Raw genomic sequence first — 20,833 nt, 5'->3', positions numbered from 1 at the left:
TAACCTCAGGGTGCACGGCCAAACCATCGTCCAGCCTCACAGCTTATGCGTCCATCCAGCTCTAGCTCGGTCAATGCAGCCAATACCTTAGGCAATGGCCAGCCAGCGGACAAGGCCAATGCCTCACTGGTGTGCGGCGCCGCCAGCAGCAAATCGAGCAACGGATGGCCAGGTTTGCTCGGCAACGCCAGCGCAGCGGGAGGTGAACCCACATTTTGCCAGCCGCGCAACGCGTCGAGGATGTGCTCGACGGTTTCCACTAATACCGCACCATCGCGTATCAATTGATGACAGCCGCGGGCACCGGGGTGATGAATCGAGCCGGGGATCGCATACACCTCGCGCCCTTGTTCGGCGGCGAGGCGCGCCGTTATCAACGATCCGCTGGCAACGCTGGCCTCAACCACCAACACGCCTAAGGACAAGCCACTGATAATTCGATTACGGCGCGGAAAATTGCTGGCCTGCGGTCCGGCGTCAAGTGGAAATTCAGAAACAACCGCACTGCCTTGCTCGCTCATGGCGGCGGCAAGCTGACGGTGGCGCTGTGGATAAAAATTTTCGATACCCGTGCCCAGCACGCCGATTGTCTGTCCGCCGACGTCCAGCGCACCTTGGTGCGCGGCACCATCAATACCCAGCGCGAGGCCACTGGTGATGACAAATCCGGCGCCCGCCAGGCTCCGGGAAAACGCCCGGGCGGTGTCCAACCCGGGCTTGGAGGCACGGCGACTGCCGACCATTCCCAGCTGCGGGCGCTCCAAAATGCTCGGGTCGCCTGCAATGAAAAGAAGGGGTGGCGCGTCGGGGATTTCTGCCAACAGTGCGGGGTAGGTAGGGTCGTCCCACATCAGTAAATGCTGGCCGGGACGCTCTAACCAGGCCAACGCAGCGCTGGCACCATCGCGTACCTCGGGGCTACGCCGAGCATCCGCGCTGGCGCTGGGAAAGCCCAATGCACGCCACGCGCTGGCCGGCGCACTGAGCGCGGCCGAAGCCGAACCAAAGGCGCCCATCAGTTTATGAAAGCGTTTGGGACCCACCTCTGGCAGACGGTGCACGCGCAGGCGCGCTTCGAGTTCGGCGGGTGAAAAAGCAGCAGTATCGAACAGGGGCATCGATCTTCCTTGATCTGTTGCGCCTCGTTAACAGTCGGGACAACCTGTGGATAACTCTGTTAGTAACTATTTGATAAGTTCATGTCCGGTGGAAAAAACTGTATCAATTCTGAAGCATAGCACTACGGATTACGCACCTTGTCCAAGACCGCCAAAGAACGCGTGGCATGGAGTACCAAACCATAGCTGAGCTTTTCATAAGTGCGAAAGACCATCAGTAAGCCCGCACGTTCATCCGGGATTTTGATTCGGTCACCGGCCAGTTCATCGCGGACCTGTTCGCCGGTCTTGTAGATCGCCAACACATCACCTTCGGCCAGACCATCCCGCTTGCCCCGGTTCAGCGTCACCACATCCATGACACCGATCTGCGTCACGCCACGCGGCACGTCGATGATCAGACCGTCGATGGTGGTTTGCGGTGTGCTCGGAAAGAAGGTCGAGTTGACCGGACGCTCTTCGCTGGCAAACAAATGGTCGGCCAGGCGGACTTCCTGATTGGAGCGCTGCAGCAGCAAGGTCGAGATATCGCCTTCGCGGGCGACAATTTCGCCGCTGCCAATGTCGTCGGCGTTGATCCCGAGGAATGCGCCACTCACGGGGTCGGTGTAGGTTTTGCCTTGACGGAAAATCCCGTAGACCGAGTGAGTCGAGTCGAACTTGCCCCGGGCGTACACGCGGTCACCGACGCCACTGAGCACGCTTTCTGCGTTGCCGGCGACGATGTACGGCGCTTTCTTGAAGTCGGCGGGGTCATTGATGATGCGGTTATTGAGCAGGAAACTGTTGATCGCGCCCAGCGGAATGCTCGGGATCGCTTCGGCCATCGGTGTCGTACGCACGGTCGGTGACAATTTGATGGTGCCGCGAGACTCGCCACGATTGACCACCAGCCGTGGCTGGCCATCGACATAAATCAGCGTCAACCGGTCACCGGGGTAGATCAGGTCGGGATTGGCGATTTGAGGGTTGGCCTTCCAGATTTCCTTCCACTTCCAGGGTTCACTCAGGAATTTCCCGGAAATGTCCCACAACGTATCGCCTTTAACGACGGTGTAGTTTTCCGGATGTCCTTCCTTGAGTTGCACTTGCGCCTGACAAAAGCCTGCGGAGGCCAACAGCAGCAGGGCGAGTAGTGATTTCCTCATGCGGTGAATCCCTTTATCATATGGCATCCCGTGAAACAGTCAGAGTCCCAGAGGCCTGGGTTTTACGAAATCGCTATCTTGCGCCTTTCGCGTGCAAATCCTAGCAGCCGATTTTCGACTTTACCTTACAAGTGCAGCCCTAACGTATATGGCTATTTTAAACATTCTCGAATTTCCGGATTCGCGCCTTCGCACCCTTGCCAAGCCCGTGGCAGCGGTCGACGACGGCATTCGCCAGCTGGTCGATGACATGTTTGAAACCATGTACGAAGCCCCTGGCATCGGTTTGGCTGCGACCCAGGTCAACGTCCACAAGCGCGTAGTGGTCATGGACCTGAGTGAAGATCGCAGCGAACCACGGGTGTTCATCAACCCCGAGATCGAAACCCTGACCGACGAGGTGGACCAGTATCAGGAAGGCTGCCTTTCGGTGCCAGGCTTCTATGAGAACGTCGATCGCCCGCAGAAAATCAGGATCAAGGCCTTGGGCCGCGATGGCCAGCCTTACGAATTGGTCGCCGAAGGTCTGTTGGCGGTGTGCATCCAGCACGAATGCGATCACCTCAACGGCAAATTGTTCGTCGATTACCTGTCGAACCTCAAGCGCGACCGTATCAAGAAGAAGCTGGAAAAACTGCACAAGCAGAACGCTTGATCCCTTCGCCCTTACTGTAGGAGCGGGCTTGCCCGCGATTGGCTTGATGCGGTGTGTCATTTCCATCGCCATCGCGGGCAAGCCCGCTCCTACAGGTCCGTACACTCCCTTATCGAGAAGCCCATGACTGAGCCACTGCGCATCGTCTTCGCCGGCACCCCTGAATTTGCCGCTGAACACCTCAAGGCCTTGCTCGACAGCCCCCATCAAGTGATTGCGGTTTACACCCAGCCTGATCGCCCGGCGGGCCGTGGACAAAAGCTGATGCCGAGCCCGGTCAAACAACTGGCCGAGCAGCACGGGATCGTCGTCCTGCAACCGCCAACCCTACGCAATGCCGACGCTCAAGCCGAACTGGCCGCGCTTAAGCCGGATTTGCTGGTGGTGGTCGCTTACGGGCTGATCCTGCCGCAAGTGGTGCTGGATATTCCGCGTCTGGGCTGCATCAACAGTCACGCTTCGTTGCTGCCACGCTGGCGCGGAGCGGCGCCGATTCAGCGCGCCGTGGAGGCGGGCGATGCCGAAAGTGGCGTCACCGTCATGCGCATGGAAGCTGGACTAGACACTGGGCCGATGCTGCTCAAGGTCACCACGCCGATCACTGCCGAAGACACCGGTGGCAGTCTGCATGATCGTCTCGCCAAGCTCGGCCCACCTGCCGTGGTGCAAGCCATCGCCGGCCTCGCTGCTGGCACGCTGACCGGTGAAGTCCAGGATGACAGCCTCGCGACCTACGCCCACAAGCTGAACAAAGACGAAGCACGCATCGATTGGACTCGCCCGGCCATTGAGCTGGAACGTCTGGTTCGCGCCTTCAACCCGTGGCCCATTTGCCACAGCACCTTGAATGGCGAGGCCCTGAAAGTGCTGGCCGCCAGCTTCGATGAAGGGCAGGGCACGCCAGGTGAAATCCTCGCCGCGAGCAAAGACGGCCTGATCGTCGCCTGTGGACAGCAGGCCTTGCGCCTGACCCGTCTGCAATTGCCCGGCGGCAAAGCGTTGAATTTCGCCGACCTGTTCAACAGCCGTCGTGAGAAATTCGCCGTGGGCACCCTCCTCGGCGCCGAGGTATCGGCCCAATGAATCCGCGTCTTGCCGCTGCCAAGGCTCTGGCTGCCGTCCTCAGTGGCAAAGCTTCACTGAACAGTTCGCTGCCGACCCAAATGGATAAAGTCGAAGTCCGCGATCGCGGTTTGACTCAAGACTTGGCGTTCGGCACTGCCCGTTGGCAGCCACGCCTGTCCGCGCTGGCGGCAAAATTGTTGCAAAAACCCTTCAAGGCCGCCGATGCCGATGTCGACGCCTTGCTGCTAGTCGGCCTGTACCAGTTGCTCTACACCCGCATTCCCGCCCACGCCGCCATCGGCGAAACCGTGGGCTGCGCCGACAAGCTGAAAAAGCCGTGGGCCAAGGCGCTGCTCAATGCGGTGCTGCGTCGTGCACAGCGAGAAAGCGAAGCGCTGTTGCTCGAGCTGGAGCACGATCCGGTGGTGCGCACCTCGCACCCGCGCTGGCTGCAAAAGGCCTTGAAAGCCTACTGGCCAGAACAGTGGGAAGCGATCTGCGCCGCCAACAATGCCCACCCACCGATGATTTTGCGGGTCAATCGCCGACACAACAGCCGCGATGCCTACCTGCAAAAACTGCAAAACGTCGGCATTGACGCCAACGCCTGCACCTTCAGCCAGGACGGCATTCTGCTGACTGAACCGTGCGACGTACGCACTCTGCCGGGCTTTGCCGAAGGCTGGATCAGCGTGCAGGACGAAGCCGCGCAATTGGCCGCCGACCTGCTGGATCTGGCGCCCGGCCAGCGAGTACTCGATGCCTGCTGCGCCCCCGGCGGCAAGACCTGCCACTTGCTGGAAGTCCAACCGCAGCTGTCGGGCGTGGTTGCCGTGGACCTGGAAGCCAAACGCCTGGTCCGGGTGAAAGAGAACCTCGAACGCCTGGGCCTCAGCGCCGAGCTGATCGCCGCCGATGCCCGGGAAACCGCGCAATGGTGGGATGGCAAGCCATTCCAGCGCATCCTGCTCGATGCGCCGTGTTCAGCCACTGGCGTGATCCGTCGCCACCCGGACATCAAACTGACCCGTCAGGCCGATGACATTCCAGCCCTTGCCACGCTTCAGGGCGAGTTGCTTGACGCACTGTGGCCGACGCTCGAAGTCGGCGGCATTCTGCTGTACGCCACCTGCTCGACGTTGCCGATGGAAAACACGGAAGTGGTCGAGGCGTTTCTCGCACGAACGTCGGGTGCTCGTGAATTGGATATCGCCGGTCAATCGGGCAACCCACCGCCAGGGCTAAAACAACCCCACGGTCGTCAATTGCTGGCCCAGGAAGGCGGCCATGACGGCTTCTATTACGCGAAACTGATCAAGATCGCAGCGCAGGGCTAACCCGCTTTTCAGGGGCGAATACTTTCAGGGAGAAGGCGGATGAAAATCATCATTCTTGGTGCCGGCCAGGTGGGCGGCACGCTGGCCGAACATTTGGCCAGCGAAGCCAACGACATCACCGTGGTCGACACCGATGCCGAGCGCCTGAGGGATCTGGGTGACCGCCTGGATATCCGTACTGTACAGGGCCGTGCCTCGTTTCCTACGGTGCTGCGCCAGGCCGGTGCCGATGACGCCGACATGCTGGTGGCGGTGACCAACAGCGACGAGACCAACATGCTCGCCTGTCAGGTTGCCTACACCCTGTTCAATACCCCAACCAAAATCGCCCGCGTGCGTGAGGCTGCGTACCTGACCCGCAGCGAATTGTTCCACAACGACGCGATTCCGGTGGATGTGCTGATCAGCCCTGAGCAGGTGGTGACCAATTACATCAAACGCCTGATCGAGTACCCCGGCGCGTTGCAGGTCATCGATTTCGCCGAAGGAAAAGCGCAATTGGTGGCGGTCAGGGCGTACTACGGCGGACCGCTGGTGGGTCAGCAACTGCGCCAGTTGCGCGAACACATGCCCAACGTCGATACCCGCGTCGCCGCGATTTTCCGCCGTGACCGGCCGATTCTGCCGCAAGGCGATACGGTAATCGAAGTCGACGACGAGGTATTTTTCATCGCCGCCAAAGCGCACATCCGCGCAGTGATGAGCGAAATGCGGCGACTCGACGAAAGCTACAAACGCATCATCATCGCGGGCGGCGGCAATATTGGCGAGCGTTTGGCTGAAGCCATTGAAAGCCGCTATCAGGTGAAGATCATCGACATGAACCCGGCGCGCTGCCGTTACCTGTCGGAGACCTTGAGCAATACCTTGGTGCTGCAGGGCAGCGCATCTGACCGAGATTTGCTGCTGGAAGAAAACATCGCCGATGCAGACCTGTTCCTGGCGCTCACCAACGACGACGAAGCCAACATCATGTCGTCGCTGCTGGCCAAACGCTTGGGCGCGCGCAAGGTCATGACCATCATCAACAACACGGCGTACGTGGACCTGGTGCAAGGCGGCGAGATCGATATCGCCATCAGCCCGCAGCTGGCAACCATCGGCACCTTGCTGACCCACGTGCGGCGAGGCGATATCGTCAGCGTGCATTCACTGCGGCGTGGCGCCGCCGAAGCCATCGAGGCCGTGGCCCATGGCGACAGTCATTCAAGCAAAGTTATTGGCCGCGCTATTCGCGACATTCCATTACCGCCCGGCACCACGATTGGCGCGATCATTCGTGACGAAGAAGTGCTGATCGCCCACGACAACACCGTGATCGAGTCCGGCGACCATGTGATCCTGTTCCTTGTGGATAAGAAGTACATTCGCGATGTGGAGCGGCTTTTCCACGTCGGCCTGAGCTTCTCCTAGGTCCTTGTAGGAGCCAACTTGTTGGCGAGAAGCTGTCCTCGGTGTACCTGATACACCGCCTCGCGAACAAGTTCGCTCCTACAGAAGATTGCAGTTCATCCACGAGATCTAAGGAGAGACCCCCATGCTCGAATCACTGGAAAAAATGCTCGCCAAAGGTATGGATAACGCCTTGCTGCGCTTCGGCCTGGGCAAGGGTTATCTGGACGCCGGCGATTTCGCCAAGGCCGCCGACCACCTGCAACATTGCGTCACCTTCGATCCCAAGTATTCAGCCGCCTGGAAACTGCTGGGCAAAGCCCACCAGGGCGCAGGAGATATTGCGAGCGCAAAGCTGGCGTGGGAGCAGGGTATCCAGGCCGCCCAAGGCCATGGCGACAAGCAGGCGGAGAAGGAAATGACCGTGTTTTTGAAAAAGCTTGAGCGGTTGGCGCCAAAGCCTTGACCGAAAACCGCTGTGGATAACCAAGCGCCGCCCGGTTATCCACAGACCGTTGATCTCAGTACCAGCGTTCCTCGCCCGCAGGACGCTTTCTAAAGCGCTTCATCGTCCACATGTACTGACTCGGATAAGCCCGCACGTATTTCTCGACCACTTGGCTCATGGCGGCAGCCGAGACCGCTGCGTCGGTGCTGTACATCGCTTCCGGGGCCGCTTCCAGGACCACTTTGTAGCCAGAACCATCGGGTAATCGCATGGCATGCAGGAACACACCTACCGCCTTGCCGCCCGCCAGCATATTCGGCACAAACTTGCTGGTCAGCGCCTGGATCGCACAGAAGGGAACAAAAATTCCTGCTGACTCAGCAGGCTCCGGATCCGCCGGAATCCCCACCGAGCCACCTTTGCGCACTTCCTTGATCACGCTGAGGATGCCTTCTTTGGTCGAAGCAGCCACGCGATTACCTAATTGCACGCGCTGTTTGCGCAGCAATTCGTCCACGGCCTTAAGCTTGGGTGGACGATAGAAAATGATCGGTTTGCACTGGCTGCAGTAGAAGTGGTTGAGCACTTCCCAATTGCCCAAGTGGCTAGTGATGCCAACCACGCCCTTACCCGAAGCCAACGCCGCTTCCAGCACTTCAAGCCCTTCGACTTCGCGCACCAGATCGATGGATTTTTGAGCAGGCCAGATCCAGGCGCAGGCGCTTTCGGTGAAGGTCTTGCCAATGTCCATCAGACTGCGCCCGACCAGACGCTCAAGCTCGACGGCATTTAACTCTGGAAAACACTTGCCCAGGTTGATCCGCGCGATTTCCCGCGAGCGGTTTGGTGTTTTCCACATAATCCAGCCAATGGCCGTGCCTACCCACTGCACGACACGCCATGGCAACAGGGCAAACAGCCGCAAAAGCCCCACCAGCAGGGCACCTTTGAACTTATCCACAGATCACTCCTGAATTCGCAAGGCGGCCATTGTAACCATCAGCGAGCCAAGGCGGCGTATCGATCACAATCCTGGGTGTGATCCATGACCATTCCACTGGCTTGCATGAAGGCATAACAGATGGTCGGTCCAACGAAGGTGAAGCCGGCTTTCTTCAGGGCTTTGCTCATCGCCTCGGCTTCAGGAGTGACGGCCGGAACCTGACTGCGATCCGTGAAGTGATTGACCTTGGGCTGTCCGCCGACAAACGACCACAGCCAGCTCACCGGATCGTCCTGCGCCAGCCAGGCCAAGGCATTACGCCGTGCGGCGTTGAGCTTCAGTCGGTTACGCACGATGCCGGTTTCAAGCATCAGTTCTTCGATGTAGGCGTCGCTCATCTGCGCCACTTTATTCACATCGAAGTCGAACATGACTTCACGATAACGCGCTCGCTTCTTTAAAATCGTGATCCATGACAGACCCGCCTGGAACCCTTCGAGCAATATCAACTCGAAGAGCATCTGTGCATCACGCACGGGCACGCCCCACTCTTGATCGTGATAAGCGATATAAAGCGCATCTTCGTTGCACCAAAAGCAGCGTGGCATAGGGCTCCTAGGGGTGGAGGCGCGGCTGAATCGGGTATACTCCCGCTCTTTAAATCGCAGCCCCCCAGTACAGGTGAATTTCGTGAGCCAGCCTACGCCAGCGGTGCGTACCTTCCAAGACTTGATCCTCGCCCTCCAACAATACTGGGCCGAGCAAGGTTGTGTGGTACTTCAGCCCTACGATATGGAAGTCGGTGCCGGCACATTCCATACCGCCACGTTCCTGCGCGCCATTGGCCCGGAAACCTGGAACGCTGCCTACGTGCAGCCAAGCCGTCGTCCTACAGATGGCCGCTACGGCGAAAACCCGAACCGCTTGCAGCACTACTACCAGTTCCAAGTGGTATTGAAGCCGAACCCGGACAACTTCCAGGAGCTGTACCTCGGCTCGCTGAAGCACGTCGGCCTCGATCCGCTGGTGCACGACATTCGTTTCGTCGAAGACAACTGGGAATCGCCGACGCTGGGCGCCTGGGGTCTGGGCTGGGAAGTCTGGCTCAACGGTATGGAAGTAACGCAGTTCACTTACTTCCAGCAAGCCGGTGGCATCGAGTGCTACCCGGTAACCGGCGAAATCACTTACGGCCTTGAGCGCCTGGCCATGTACCTGCAAGGTGTGGACTCGGTCTACGACCTGGTCTGGACTGACGGCCCGTTCGGCAAAGTGACCTATGGCGATGTGTTCCACCAGAACGAAGTGGAGCAATCGACCTACAACTTCGAACACGCCAACGTCGACAAACTGTTCGAGCTGTTCGACTTCTATGAAAGCGAAGCCGCTCGCCTGATCGACCTCGAGCTGCCATTGCCGAGCTACGAAATGGTGCTCAAGGCATCTCACACCTTCAACCTGCTGGATGCGCGCCGGGCGATTTCCGTAACCGCTCGTCAGCAATACATCCTGCGCGTTCGGACGCTCGCTCGCTCGGTAGCCCAGGCTTACCTGCAAGCCCGGGCCAAGCTCGGCTTCCCGATGGCGCCACCGGACTTACGTGACGAAGTGTTGGCTAAGCTGGAGGCTGCACAATGAGTGCTCAAGATTTCCTGGTTGAGTTGGGTACCGAAGAACTGCCGCCAAAAGCCTTGAATACCTTGGCTGACGCGTTCCTCGCCGGTATTGAAAAAGGCCTGCAAGCCGCTGGCCTGGACTTCACCGCCAAGCGTGTCTATGCCGCGCCGCGCCGTCTGGCAGTGTTGATCACTCAGTTGGCAACGCAACAAGCCGACCGTAGCGTCAACCTCGATGGCCCGCCACGTCAGGCCGCTTTCGATGCTGAAGGCAATCCGACTCAGGCAGCACTGGGCTTCGCCAAGAAGTGCGGCGTCGAGCTGAGCGAAATCGATCAAAGCGGTCCGAAACTGCGTTTCAGCCAGAACATCGTCGGCAAGCCTACGATCAGTCTGCTGCCGACCATCGTTGAAGACTCGCTGAATGACTTGCCGATTCCCAAGCGCATGCGCTGGGGTGCGCGCAAAGAAGAGTTCGTGCGTCCTACCCAATGGCTGGTAATGCTGTTTGGCAATCAAGTGATCGATTGCACCATTCTTGCGCAGAAGGCCGGCCGGGATTCCCGTGGTCACCGTTTCCACCACCCGGAAAGCGTGCGCATCACCTCGCCTGCCAACTACCTCGATGACCTGCGCGCCGCTCACGTACTGGCTGACTTCGCTGAACGTCGCGAGCTGATCAGCAAGCGCGTTGCTGAACTGGCTACCCTGCAGGAAGGCACAGCGATCGTTCCGCCGAGCCTGCTCGATGAAGTGACTGCACTGGTCGAATGGCCTGTGCCGCTGGTGTGCTCGTTCGAAGAACGCTTCCTCGAAGTGCCGCAAGAAGCGCTGATCACCACCATGCAGGACAACCAGAAGTATTTCTGCCTGCTGGACATCGACGGCAAGTTGCTGCCGCGTTTCATTACCGTGGCCAACATCGAAAGCAAAGACCCGCAGCAAATCATCTCGGGTAACGAGAAAGTAGTTCGCCCGCGTCTGACTGACGCCGAGTTTTTCTTCAAGCAGGACAAGAAGCAGAAACTGGAGACCTTCAACCAGCGTCTACAGAACGTCGTATTCCAGGCTCAGTTGGGCAGCGTGTTCGACAAAGCCGAACGGGTGTCGAAACTGGCGGCGTACATTGCTCCGCGCATTGGTGGCGATGCTCAGCGTGCCGCTCGCGCCGGCTTGCTGTCCAAGTGCGACCTAGCCAGCGAGATGGTCGGCGAGTTCCCGGAAATGCAGGGCGTTGCCGGTTACTACTACGCGTTGGCCGACGGTGAACCGGAAGACGTTGCACTGGCGCTGAACGAACAGTACATGCCGCGTGGTGCGGGCGCTGAACTGCCGGCCACCCTGACCGGTGCCGCGGTGGCCATCGCCGACAAACTCGACACGCTCGTCGGTATCTTCGGTATCGGCATGCTGCCTACCGGTAGCAAAGACCCGTATGCCCTGCGTCGCGCTGCGTTGGGCGTGCTGCGGATCCTGATCGACAAGAAGCTCGACCTTGATCTGGTGCAAACCGTGACGTTCGCCGTCGCTCAGTTCGGCGCGAAGATCAAAGCGGCTGGCTTGGCCGATCAGGTGCTGGAATTCATCTTCGACCGTCTGCGAGCGCGTTATGAAGACGAAGGCGTCGAGGTTGCTGTGTACCTGTCGGTACGTGCGTTGAAACCAGCTTCCGCGCTTGATTTCGATCAGCGGGTTCAAGCGGTCCAAGCGTTCCGCAAACTGTCGGAAGCCGCTGCACTGGCTGCCGTGAACAAGCGTGTGTCGAACCTGTTGAGCAAGGCGCAGGGCGGCATCGCCCACACCGTAGAGCCGAAATACTTCGATAACGCCAATGAGTTCTCGTTGTACTCGGCGATTCAGCAAGCAGACCAGGCCGTACAGCCCATGGCTGCGGCGCGTCAGTACAACGAAGCGTTGGCGCGTCTGGCTGCTCTGCGTGAGCCGGTCGATGCGTTCTTCGAAGCGGTAATGGTCAACGCTGAAGATGCCAATGTGCGTGCCAACCGCTATGCGTTGCTGGCTCGCCTGCGCGGCTTGTTTCTCGGCGTTGCCGACATCTCGCTGCTGGGCTAATGGTAAAGGGGCAAGGCTTGAAGCTGCTGATTCTCGATCGGGACGGGGTGATCAACCAAGACTCCGACGCTTACATCAAGTCGGTGGAGGAGTGGATCCCGATCCCCGGCTCGATCGAGGCCATCGCGCAGTTGAGCAAAGCCGGCTGGACAGTGGCCGTCGCCACTAACCAGTCCGGCATTGCCCGCGGTTACTACGATGTCGCCACCCTGGATGCCATGCACGCACGCTTGCGCGAGCTGGTGGCAGCCGAGGGTGGTGATGTCGGTTTGATCGTCTTTTGCCCACATGGCCCTGACGATGGTTGCGACTGTCGCAAACCAAAACCGGGCATGCTCAAAACTATTGCAGATCATTACTCGGTTAATCTGGCGGGTATCTGGTTTGTTGGCGATAGTAAGGGTGACCTGGAAGCGGCGCTGGCCGTCGACTCTCAGCCAGTGTTGGTAAAGACCGGCAAAGGCTTGAGGACAATGGGAAAACCATTGCCACCAGGAACCTTGATTTTTGACGATCTGGCGGCGATTGCCGCAGAACTTATCCACAAGAGCGCTCCCCTGACACCAGATTCCGAAGGTTCAGCGGTACGTTCTTAAAATAGGCGGGCACGATGCCTGCAACGGTAAAAACAGCTATGTCGATCATGCAGGCAATCAGAACCTTCTTCTTTTACCTGCTGCTGGGCACCTGCACCCTGGTGTGGTGCTCGCTGAGCTTCTTTGTTGCCCCGTTTATGCCGTTCCCGATGCGCTACCGGTTCATCAACGTGTTCTGGTGCCGTTGTGCGTTGTGGCTGTGCCGCGTGTTCTTGAACATCAACGTCAAAGTGACGGGTCAAGAAAACGTGCCACAAACGCCCTGCGTGATCTTGTCGAACCACCAAAGCACGTGGGAAACCTTCTTCCTCTCGCAGCACTTTTCACCGCTGAGCCAAGTGCTCAAGCGTGAACTATTGTTTGTGCCGTTCTTCGGTTGGGCGATGGCGATGCTGCGTCCCATCGCGATCAATCGCGATAACCCCAAGGCGGCCCTCAAGCATGTAGCCAAACGCGGAAACGAGCTGCTCAAGGATGGCGTCTGGGTTTTGATCTTCCCGGAAGGCACTCGCGTTCCTTACGGTCAGGTGGGCAAGTTTTCCCGCGGCGGTACCGCGCTGGCCGTGAACGCTAACCTGCCGGTGCTGCCCATTGCGCACAATGCGGGCAAGTACTGGCCGAAATCAGGTTGGGCCAAAACCCCGGGCACCATTGACGTGGTGATTGGCGAACCGATGTACGCAGAGGGTACTGGGCCACGCGCCATCGCAGCGCTTAACGACCGGGCCGCGGCCTGGAATGAAGCCACTCAACGCGCCTTGGGCTCGCCAGTTGCACCAGCGCCGAGCGCCGAGAGCGCGGTTGTCTAGCATCTGTGGATAACCTGTGCACCAATTCTGTGAATTGGTGCAATAAATTCTCTAAGTTATTAATTTTTATACTTATTTCTGAAGCTCATTAGCGAACCAAAAACGTGCATAAGTTTTTATTGGATTCGATTTTTGGCGCTCATTTCTGCAGCAGCAATGCCACCAACGCACTCCAACCGGTTTGATGGGAAGCCCCCAACCCTCGACCGGTTTCGCCATTGAAATACTCGTGAAACAACACCAAATCCCGACTCTGCGGATCTGCCTGTAACTGGGGATAAGCGCTCATGCTTGGGCGGCGGCCATCCTCATCCAGCAAGAACAAACGCGTCAGCCGCTGACCCAAACCCTCGGTGACTTCGTCCAGTGACGCCAGGAAACCCGAACCGGTCGGGTATTCGACCAAAAAGTTGTCATCGTAATAACGATGAAATTCGCGCAGGGATTCGATCAGCATATAGTTGACCGGCATCCACACTGGCCCGCGCCAATTGGAGTTCCCCCCATACAGCCGGGAATTGGATTCCGCCGGCTGGTAATCCGCGCATAAGGTATTGCCGTTGACCTTCATGCTGAACGGCTTATCTTCGTACTCCTTGGACAGAGAGCGAATGCCGAACTCGGAGAGAAATTCCTTTTCGTCGAGCATTCGCGCCAGCAGGTCTTTGGTCCGCTGTCCCCGCAACAGCGCGAGCAAAAGCCGATTACCTTTTCCCGGTTCAGTCCACCGGGATACCAGTCGGGCCAAGTCCGGACGATGTTTGAGAAAACCCAATAGTCGTTCGCGTAACCCTGGTAAACCTTCGTGTTCACGCTGCTCCAACACTTGCACCGCAAACAACGGCATCAAGCCCACCAGTGAGCGCAGCCGCACCGGCTCAATGCTGCCGTCGGGACGATGCAGAACGTCGTAGAAAAACGCGTCCTGATCATCCCAGAGACCACCTGAACTGTCGTCAACCCGGTTGATTGCCCCGGCGATATACAGAAAATGCTCGAAGAATTTCACTGCAATATCGACATACACCGCATTGCGCTTAGCCAACTCCAGGGCGATGCGCATCAGGTCCATCGCATAAGCGGCAACCCATGAAGTCCCATCCGCCTGATCGAGGTCGTAGCCGGGTGCCATCGCCGCGGAGCGATCGAACAGCGCGATGTTATCCAGTCCGAGGAAACCTCCCTGAAACACATTGCGGCCTTCGGCGTCTTTGCGATTGACCCACCAGGAGAAATTCAGCAGCAGCTTGTGGAAAATTCGCTCGAGAAAATCGAGATCACCTTCGCCCTTGAACTCCTTTTCCCGCTTATACACACGCCACGCCGCCCAGGCATGCACGGGTGGGTTTGCATCGTCGAAACGCCACTCGTAAGCCGGTAACTGCCCATTGGGGTGCATGTAGCGATCCATCACCAACAACAGCAATTGCTGCTTGGCAAACTCAGGATCTATCAGCGCAAAAGCCACCGCCTGAAACGCCAGATCCCACGACGCATACCAGGGGTATTCCCACTTGTCTGGCATCGAGACGATGTCGAAGTTGTACAGGTGCCGCCAATGTGTATTGCGTATTCCGAGGCGCTCAGGCGGGGGAGGCGGCTGAGTCGGGTCACCGTCCAGCCAGCGATTGACGTCGAAATAGTAGAGCTGCTTGGACCATAGCAGTCCCGCCAACGCCTGACGCTGTACGTTGCGCGCGTCCGCTTCCACGATGCCTTGCTGCAGTGCCTCATAGAAATCATCGGCTTCTGCACGACGTTGCTCAAACAAAGACCGCGCACTCACCGGCAACGCATCATGGGGCGCAAAGCGCAGGTAGACGATTTGGGTCTGCCGGCCAGAGAGTTGAAGCGTGAAATGCGCGGCGGCTTTAGTCCCCGCATCACGATGGACAGCGTCAGCACGACCTTCCACCAGATAATCGTTGATGCCATCCTTGAACACCCCGCTAGCCCATTCACGGTCATGCCGAAGGGGATTTGTTTCGTTTTCGCAGAAGATCCATTCACAGGTTTCCGGTCCCCATGCCGTCGCCACTCTGTCGGCATGCTGGGGATAACTCGCCAGCACCTGTTGCCCGTTGAGGGCGAGGGCAGGGCGCTCAGCTGAATCACCCCAGCTCCAGGTGTTACGCGCCCACAAGTGTGGCAATACATGCAGTTGGGCCGAATGGTCAGAACGATTGTCGACGGTGACCCGCATGAAGATATCGTCATGGGTATGCTTGGCGTATTCCACCGTCACATCAAAGTAGTGGTTGTCGTCGAACACGCCGGTGTCGAGAATCTCGTACTCGGCGTCGTTCAGGCCACGACGGCCATTCTCGCTGACCAGATCGTTATAGGGAAAAGCCAAGTGGGGGTATTTATAGAGCATGCGCATGTAGGCATGACTCGGTAGGCCATCGACGTAGAAGTAGAGCTCTTTGACGTCCTCGCCATGATTACCTTCCGAATTGTTCAGCCCAAACAGACGCTCCTTGATAATCGGATCGCGGCCATTCCACAACGCCAACCCCAGACACCAGCGCTGCCCCGCATCGGAAAACCCCGCCAGCCCATCTTCGCCCCAGCGGTAAGCACGACTCCGGGCATGGTCATGTGGGAAATATGTCCAGGCATCACCGTCCGCGCTGTAGTCCTCTCGAACCGTTCCCCACTGACGGTCACTGACATAGGGACCCCACTCGCGCCAACGCTTGGCTTCATCACCAGACAAACGCTGGCGTTCGACGGTTTCCAGTAGCGGATCAGGCTTGGGTTCAGCGGTCATCATTACTTCCCGGACGAATGATTGCACCCCAGTGTAGAGCGGTGGGAGCGACTGGGGTTCCTCAGTGTCATTCATTCAGCCAGTATTCAGATCGCGGCATTACCACCAGTGGAATGATCAATTGCCAAACCCGGCAATTCAGCTGCCAGCCGCAGAGGACTAGTATCAGCACAGACCCAATACTTGAAGAGGCTTATTGATGAAACGCGTACTGATGTTGTTGGCCAACGGCGTCGAACCCTTGGAGATGGCCGCCTTTACTGACGTATTGGGTTGGGCCAACCTGGTGGGCGACGAAAAACTGGACGTGGTTGATGTCGGCCTGCAGCCAAAAATCACGACCACTTTTGGCTTATCCCTGAGCCCCAGCCAGTTGCTCAAAGACGTGGACTTGAGCAGCTTTGATGCGCTGGCTATTCCAGGTGGGTTCGAGCCCTCGGGATTTTACGAGGAAGCGTTGAGTGAGGAATTTCTCGCCGTTATCCGCCACTTTGCGCTAGCCAATAAAGTTGTGGCCAGTGTTTGTGTGTCTTCGATATGCCTGGGAGCAGCGGGTGTTCTCAAAGGAAAAAACGCCACGACCTATCATCAGATTGGCGGCAAGCGTAAGCAGCAATTGGTCGAAAGCGGTGCGGTGTTTGTCGACCGGCCGGTGGTCATCGATGGCAATCTCATCACGTCGACAGGTCCCGGAACAGCCATTGAAGTAGCGTTCGAACTGCTCCAACGCTTAACCAGTAAAGCCAACGCCGATAAGCTGCGTGTGATTATGCGGATTCCAACGCCTTCGCAGGAGTGGTACACCACTCCACAAGTGGCTGAGAATTGAAGTCCTCTTAGTCGGCAGCAGTCGGTGGAAAGCGCATTGGATGACATTGCTATTGATGAGCTGATTGGATTAAGTCCGCGCCAACTCCCTGTGATGTTCCACGTGGAACATCACTAATTCAGAAGGCGGATACGCATTCATCCGCCTTTTAGCGGTTAAAAAAGTACGCCTGACTCAGCGAGCACACGGACCTGATCGCGCTGGGTACCGTTGTCACCAAAAGTCGAACTCGACGTGGCATCCTCGGCGCGCACATACGTGACATACCGCTTCATTGTGATGCTCTCAATACCTTGGATGAATGTTGGTTAAGCGTATTGAATCGAGCATCAAGTTACTGTCGTGTTTTTCTTCTGCTGTATAAAATTCTAATAAAAACAGTAGGTTGTATAAATGCAAAAAAGCCAACGCTTAGAGGCGTTGGCTTTTTTGTGTACTGCGGTTCAACTATTTGTAATAGCTCACATTATTTTGAGAGCCTAACAGTCGCTTAGAAATCGAGGTTGGACACCGCCAAGGCATTGCTCTCAATAAAGTCACGACGTGGTTCTACCGCATCACCCATCAGTGTATTGAAGATCTGGTCTGCGCCGATTGCATCTTCAATAGTGACCTTGAGCATGCGACGCACGCTTGGGTCCATCGTGGTTTCCCACAACTGATCCGGGTTCATTTCGCCCAGACCTTTGTAGCGCTGAATGGTGTGACGCTTGGTGCTTTCAGCCATCAACCAGGCGAGGGCTTCCTTGAACTCGGTGACAGTTTTCTTGCGCTCGCCACGCTGTACGTAAGCGCCTTCTTCCAGCAAGGTGCTGATTTGTGCGCCCAGAGCTGTGACTGTTTTATAGTCGTTGCTGCCGAAGAAGTCGCGGTTGAAGGTCACGTAATTGGACAGGCCGTGAGAGATCAGCTCGACCTCTGGCAGCCAGACATTACGTTCGCGATCTTCACGCAGATTAGCCTTGTAGACCAGACCTGATTTTTCGCCAACCCGCAGACGGGCGTCGAACAGTGCGAGCCACGCTTGCATGCCGGCGTGGTCAGACAGTTGCTCCAACGTAACCGGTGGCAGGTAAACGAAGTGCTCGGTCAGTTCCTGAGGATACAAGCGCGACAGACGCTTGAGTGTCTTCATGACCATGCGGAAGTCGTTGACCAGACGCTCAAGCGCCTCACCGGAAATGCCTGGTGCAGATTCGTTGAGGTGCAGGCTGGCATCTTCCAGAGCCGACTGCGTCATGTACTCTTCCATGGCGTCGTCGTCTTTGATGTACTGCTCTTGCTTGCCTTTCTTCACTTTGTACAACGGCGGCTGAGCGATGTAGATGTAACCACGCTCGATCAGCTCCGGCAGTTGACGGAAGAAGAAGGTCAGCAACAAGGTACGGATGTGCGAACCGTCGACGTCAGCATCGGTCATGATGATGATGTTGTGGTAACGCAGTTTGGCAATGTTGTATTCGTCACGACCGATGCCGCAACCGAGCGCAGTGATCAAGGTGCCGACTTCTTGCGAAGAGATCATCTTGTCGAATCGCGCTTTTTCTACGTTCAGGATTTTGCCCTTGAGAGGCAGAATGGCCTGAGTCTTACGGTTACGTCCCTGCTTGGCGGAGCCGCCAGCAGAGTCACCTTCCACGAGATACAGTTCGGAGAGGGCAGGGTCTTTTTCCTGGCAGTCAGCAAGCTTGCCTGGCAGACCGGCGATATCGAGTGCACCCTTGCGACGAGTCATTTCGCGAGCCTTACGAGCGGCTTCACGCGCACGCGCGGCATCGATCATCTTGCCCACGACAGCCTTGGCTTCGTTCGGGTTTTCCAGCAGGAAGTCGGAGAAGTGTTTACCCATCTCCTGCTCGACTGCTGTTTTCACTTCAGACGACACGAGCTTGTCTTTGGTCTGAGAGCTAAATTTCGGATCAGGTACTTTGACAGAAATGATCGCGGTCAGACCTTCACGCGCATCGTCACCGGTGGTGGCAACTTTGTGCTTCTTCGCCAGACCTTCCTGTTCGATGTAGGTATTCAGGTTCCGCGTCAACGCAGAACGGAAACCCACCAGGTGAGTACCGCCGTCACGCTGAGGAATGTTGTTGGTGAAGCACAACAGGTTCTCGTTGAAGCTGTCGTTCCACTGCAATGCGATCTCGACGCCGATGCCATCTTCACGCTGGATGTTGAAGTGGAACACCTGGTTCACCGGAGTCTTGTTGGTGTTCAGGTATTCAACGAATGCGCGCAAACCACCTTCGTACTTGAACAGCTCTTCCTTGCCGCTGCGTTCGTCCTTGAGGACGATACCGACACCGGAGTTAAGGAACGAGAGTTCACGAATACGCTTGGCCAGGATGTCCCAGCTGAAGTGGATATTTTTGAAGGTATCGGCGGACGGTTTGAAGTGGATCTCAGTGCCGGTTGAATCGCTTTCACCAACGATACGCATAGGTTCCTGTGGAACACCATGGATGTAGGTCTGCTCCCAAACCTTGCCGCTGCGACGGACTGTCAGCAGCAGCAATTCGGACAGCGCGTTCACCACGGAAACACCTACGCCGTGAAGACCGCCCGATACTTTGTAAGAGTTATCGTCGAACTTACCGCCGGCGTGCAGCACGGTCATGATGACCTCGGCTGCTGAAACGCCTTCTTCTTTATGGACGTCTACCGGAATACCGCGACCGTTGTCGCGCACGGTGATCGATTCATCCGGGTGGATAACGATGCTGATTTCGTCGCAATGGCCAGCCAAAGCTTCGTCGATCGAGTTATCGACCACCTCGAACACCATGTGGTGTAGACCGCTGCCATCGTCGGTGTCACCGATATACATACCGGGACGCTTGCGTACGGCATCTAGCCCTTTCAGCACTTTAATGCTGGAGGAGTCGTACGTTTGATTTTCGCTCATGCCTTCACTCCCGGTGGTCGTGGGTCTGGGTGATACGGCCTTGTTCCACGTGGAACAAAGCGACTGGCGTTTCCGTCTGCCAGCCTTCCCTCAATAATTCATGGTCTACACAGGTAATAAAAACCTGGCAGCGTAAGTCTTCCAACAAGCGGCAAAGCGCGCGGCGGTGATTTTCGTCTAGTTCAGACGGCAAATCGTCCACCAGATAAATACATTGGCCACGCCGAGCCTGGCTGACCAAATGCCCTTGAGCAATACGCAGGGCACAGACCACTAACTTCTGCTGGCCACGAGATAGGATGTCTGCGGCATTATGAGCGCCCAACCTGAGGCGCAGATCAGCACGTTGCGGTCCGGCCTGTGTGTGACCCATTTGTTGGTCGCGGTGCAAAGAGGACGCAAGCACTGCGCTCAGCTCTTTCTCTTTATCCCAACCGCGGTAGTAACTCAGGGTCAAACCTTCAAGCGCTACCAACTCGCTTAAAGTTTGCTCAAAAACCGGTTTTAGAGCTTTGATGTAAGCTCGACGATATTCATCGATTTCAGCACTGGCCAGGCATAACTCCCTGTCCCATGCGGCTTGCGAAGCGGCGTCAAGTGTACCATGCCGAAGCCACGAGTTACGCTGCCTCAAGGCCTTCTGCAAGCGCTGCCAGGTCGACATGAAACGAGGTTCCACGTGGAACACTCCCCAGTCGAGGAACTGCCGGCGAATCTTCGGCGCTCCTTCCAGCAGACGAAAACTGTCCGGGTTGATCAGTTGCAGGGGCAGCGCTTCCGCCAATTGAGCAGCACTGCGAGCGTTCTGACCATCGATACGAATTTGAAATTCGCCCTGGCGATCACGGGAAATGCCTAGACTACTATGCCCGCCCTCAGCTAATTCGACCTGACCGAATACCGTACACGCCGGTTGCTCGTACTGAATGACCGGCAATAACCGCGAGCTGCGAAACGAGCGCGCAAGGCCCAGCAAATGGATGGCTTCCAGCACGCTGGTTTTACCACTGCCATTTTCGCCGTGAAGAATATTTATTCGGGGGGAAGGGGAGAAGGTCACCGGGTGCAGATTGCGCACCCCGGTGACCGAGACGCGGCTAAGAGACATCTAGGTTCTGCTGAG

General features: G+C 57.3%; 17 protein-coding genes. 10 read left to right on the top strand and 7 right to left on the bottom strand.

The features are described from left to right. Positions 1 to 5 precede the first annotated feature (5 nt). Positions 6 to 1,118 (bottom strand): DNA-processing protein DprA, encoded by a 1,113-nt coding sequence (gene dprA / locus ACF0H7_RS31775; protein ID WP_397450721.1) that lies wholly within the window; start codon positions 1,116 to 1,118, stop codon positions 6 to 8. A 122-nt stretch (positions 1,119 to 1,240) separates the two neighbouring features. After that, complete coding sequence (locus ACF0H7_RS31770; protein WP_397450720.1) at positions 1,241 to 2,266, bottom strand: LysM peptidoglycan-binding domain-containing protein; 1,026 nt, start codon at positions 2,264 to 2,266, stop codon at positions 1,241 to 1,243. Between the two features lie 148 nt (positions 2,267 to 2,414). Between ACF0H7_RS31770 and def the strand changes: the two genes are divergently transcribed. The 5 genes from def to ACF0H7_RS31745 all read left to right on the top strand — a co-directional run bounded on the left by def (position 2,415) and on the right by ACF0H7_RS31745 (position 7,181). Further along, positions 2,415 to 2,921 (top strand): peptide deformylase, encoded by a 507-nt coding sequence (gene def, locus ACF0H7_RS31765; RefSeq protein ID WP_397450719.1) that lies wholly within the window; start codon positions 2,415 to 2,417, stop codon positions 2,919 to 2,921. A gap of 123 nt (positions 2,922 to 3,044) precedes the next feature. Beyond that, entirely contained in the window at positions 3,045 to 4,004 is a 960-nt protein-coding gene (fmt, locus tag ACF0H7_RS31760) for a methionyl-tRNA formyltransferase (RefSeq protein ID WP_397450718.1), read from the top strand. Then, positions 4,001 to 5,323 (top strand): 16S rRNA (cytosine(967)-C(5))-methyltransferase RsmB, encoded by a 1,323-nt coding sequence (gene rsmB, locus ACF0H7_RS31755; RefSeq protein WP_397450717.1) that lies wholly within the window; start codon positions 4,001 to 4,003, stop codon positions 5,321 to 5,323. The genes fmt and rsmB overlap by 4 nt, the downstream gene beginning before the upstream one ends. 39 nt (positions 5,324 to 5,362) lie before the next feature. Beyond that, positions 5,363 to 6,736, top strand: a complete 1,374-nt coding sequence (gene trkA / locus ACF0H7_RS31750; protein ID WP_397450716.1) for a Trk system potassium transporter TrkA — start codon at positions 5,363 to 5,365, stop codon at positions 6,734 to 6,736. 124 nt (positions 6,737 to 6,860) lie between these two features. Next, the gene (locus ACF0H7_RS31745; RefSeq protein WP_397450715.1) at positions 6,861 to 7,181 is read left to right on the top strand and encodes a tetratricopeptide repeat protein; all 321 of its coding nucleotides are present in this window, start codon (positions 6,861 to 6,863) and stop codon (positions 7,179 to 7,181) included. 55 nt (positions 7,182 to 7,236) lie between these two features. Here ACF0H7_RS31745 and ACF0H7_RS31740 read toward each other — a convergent pair whose 3' ends face one another. Further along, positions 7,237 to 8,124 carry a lysophospholipid acyltransferase gene (locus tag ACF0H7_RS31740; protein ID WP_397450714.1) on the bottom strand — a complete coding sequence of 296 codons (888 nt, stop codon included), beginning with the start codon at positions 8,122 to 8,124 and terminating at the stop codon, positions 7,237 to 7,239. Positions 8,125 to 8,162: 38 nt separating this feature from the next. Continuing rightward, positions 8,163 to 8,714 carry a DNA-3-methyladenine glycosylase I gene (locus tag ACF0H7_RS31735; protein WP_397450713.1) on the bottom strand — a complete coding sequence of 184 codons (552 nt, stop codon included), beginning with the start codon at positions 8,712 to 8,714 and terminating at the stop codon, positions 8,163 to 8,165. 82 nt (positions 8,715 to 8,796) lie between these two features. Here ACF0H7_RS31735 and glyQ point away from each other — a divergent pair, with 82 nt between their 5' ends. Genes glyQ through ACF0H7_RS31715 form a run of 4 tightly spaced genes read left to right on the top strand, consistent with a single transcriptional unit; the run spans position 8,797 to position 13,200 of the window. Further along, entirely contained in the window at positions 8,797 to 9,744 is a 948-nt protein-coding gene (gene glyQ, locus ACF0H7_RS31730; RefSeq protein WP_397450712.1) for a glycine--tRNA ligase subunit alpha, read from the top strand. Next, positions 9,741 to 11,795: a glycine--tRNA ligase subunit beta gene (gene glyS, locus ACF0H7_RS31725; protein WP_397450711.1), complete on the top strand. Its 2,055-nt coding sequence runs from the start codon at positions 9,741 to 9,743 to the stop codon at positions 11,793 to 11,795. Before glyQ ends, glyS begins: the two co-directional genes overlap by 4 nt. 17 nt (positions 11,796 to 11,812) lie before the next feature. Beyond that, a complete protein-coding gene (gmhB, locus tag ACF0H7_RS31720) occupies positions 11,813 to 12,391 on the top strand; it encodes a D-glycero-beta-D-manno-heptose 1,7-bisphosphate 7-phosphatase (protein ID WP_397450710.1) in 579 nt (192 codons plus the stop codon). Positions 12,392 to 12,429: 38 nt separating this feature from the next. Next, entirely contained in the window at positions 12,430 to 13,200 is a 771-nt protein-coding gene (locus ACF0H7_RS31715) for a lysophospholipid acyltransferase family protein (RefSeq protein ID WP_397450709.1), read from the top strand. Between the two features lie 139 nt (positions 13,201 to 13,339). On the opposite strand, the gene ACF0H7_RS31710 is transcribed toward ACF0H7_RS31715, so the two are convergent. Beyond that, on the bottom strand, positions 13,340 to 15,973 hold the full coding sequence (locus ACF0H7_RS31710) for an MGH1-like glycoside hydrolase domain-containing protein (protein ID WP_397450708.1): 2,634 nt from the start codon (positions 15,971 to 15,973) through the stop codon (positions 13,340 to 13,342). A gap of 199 nt (positions 15,974 to 16,172) precedes the next feature. Here ACF0H7_RS31710 and ACF0H7_RS31705 point away from each other — a divergent pair, with 199 nt between their 5' ends. Then, positions 16,173 to 16,802 (top strand): DJ-1/PfpI family protein, encoded by a 630-nt coding sequence (locus tag ACF0H7_RS31705; RefSeq protein ID WP_397450707.1) that lies wholly within the window; start codon positions 16,173 to 16,175, stop codon positions 16,800 to 16,802. A 490-nt stretch (positions 16,803 to 17,292) separates the two neighbouring features. Here ACF0H7_RS31705 and gyrB read toward each other — a convergent pair whose 3' ends face one another. After that, positions 17,293 to 19,710, bottom strand: coding sequence for a DNA topoisomerase (ATP-hydrolyzing) subunit B (gyrB, locus tag ACF0H7_RS31700; RefSeq protein ID WP_397450706.1), 2,418 nt, complete (start codon positions 19,708 to 19,710; stop codon positions 17,293 to 17,295). A gap of 4 nt (positions 19,711 to 19,714) precedes the next feature. Further along, complete coding sequence (gene recF, locus ACF0H7_RS31695; protein ID WP_397450705.1) at positions 19,715 to 20,818, bottom strand: DNA replication/repair protein RecF; 1,104 nt, start codon at positions 20,816 to 20,818, stop codon at positions 19,715 to 19,717. Positions 20,819 to 20,833: the final 15 nt, after the last annotated feature.

This window comes from Pseudomonas sp. NA-150, assembly GCF_044336365.1.
Classification (GTDB): Bacteria; Pseudomonadota; Gammaproteobacteria; order Pseudomonadales; family Pseudomonadaceae; genus Aquipseudomonas.
This window is presented reverse-complemented; position numbering and strand designations above follow the sequence as displayed.

Bases quoted from the DNA above. Each gene is read 5' to 3' on its own strand.
- dprA (WP_397450721.1), bottom strand. From the start codon at position 1,118: ATGCCCCTGTTCGATACTGCTGCTTTTTCACCCGCCGAACTCGAAGCG.
- ACF0H7_RS31770 (WP_397450720.1), bottom strand. From the start codon at position 2,266: ATGAGGAAATCACTACTCGCCCTGCTGCTGTTGGCCTCCGCAGGCTTT.
- def (WP_397450719.1), top strand. From the start codon at position 2,415: ATGGCTATTTTAAACATTCTCGAATTTCCGGATTCGCGCCTTCGCACC.
- fmt (WP_397450718.1), top strand. From the start codon at position 3,045: ATGACTGAGCCACTGCGCATCGTCTTCGCCGGCACCCCTGAATTTGCC.
- rsmB (WP_397450717.1), top strand. From the start codon at position 4,001: ATGAATCCGCGTCTTGCCGCTGCCAAGGCTCTGGCTGCCGTCCTCAGT.
- trkA (WP_397450716.1), top strand. From the start codon at position 5,363: ATGAAAATCATCATTCTTGGTGCCGGCCAGGTGGGCGGCACGCTGGCC.
- ACF0H7_RS31745 (WP_397450715.1), top strand. From the start codon at position 6,861: ATGCTCGAATCACTGGAAAAAATGCTCGCCAAAGGTATGGATAACGCC.
- ACF0H7_RS31735 (WP_397450713.1), bottom strand. From the start codon at position 8,714: ATGCCACGCTGCTTTTGGTGCAACGAAGATGCGCTTTATATCGCTTAT.
- glyS (WP_397450711.1), top strand. From the start codon at position 9,741: ATGAGTGCTCAAGATTTCCTGGTTGAGTTGGGTACCGAAGAACTGCCG.
- ACF0H7_RS31715 (WP_397450709.1), top strand. From the start codon at position 12,430: ATGTCGATCATGCAGGCAATCAGAACCTTCTTCTTTTACCTGCTGCTG.
- ACF0H7_RS31710 (WP_397450708.1), bottom strand. From the start codon at position 15,973: ATGACCGCTGAACCCAAGCCTGATCCGCTACTGGAAACCGTCGAACGC.
- ACF0H7_RS31705 (WP_397450707.1), top strand. From the start codon at position 16,173: ATGAAACGCGTACTGATGTTGTTGGCCAACGGCGTCGAACCCTTGGAG.
- gyrB (WP_397450706.1), bottom strand. From the start codon at position 19,710: ATGAGCGAAAATCAAACGTACGACTCCTCCAGCATTAAAGTGCTGAAA.
- recF (WP_397450705.1), bottom strand. From the start codon at position 20,818: ATGTCTCTTAGCCGCGTCTCGGTCACCGGGGTGCGCAATCTGCACCCG.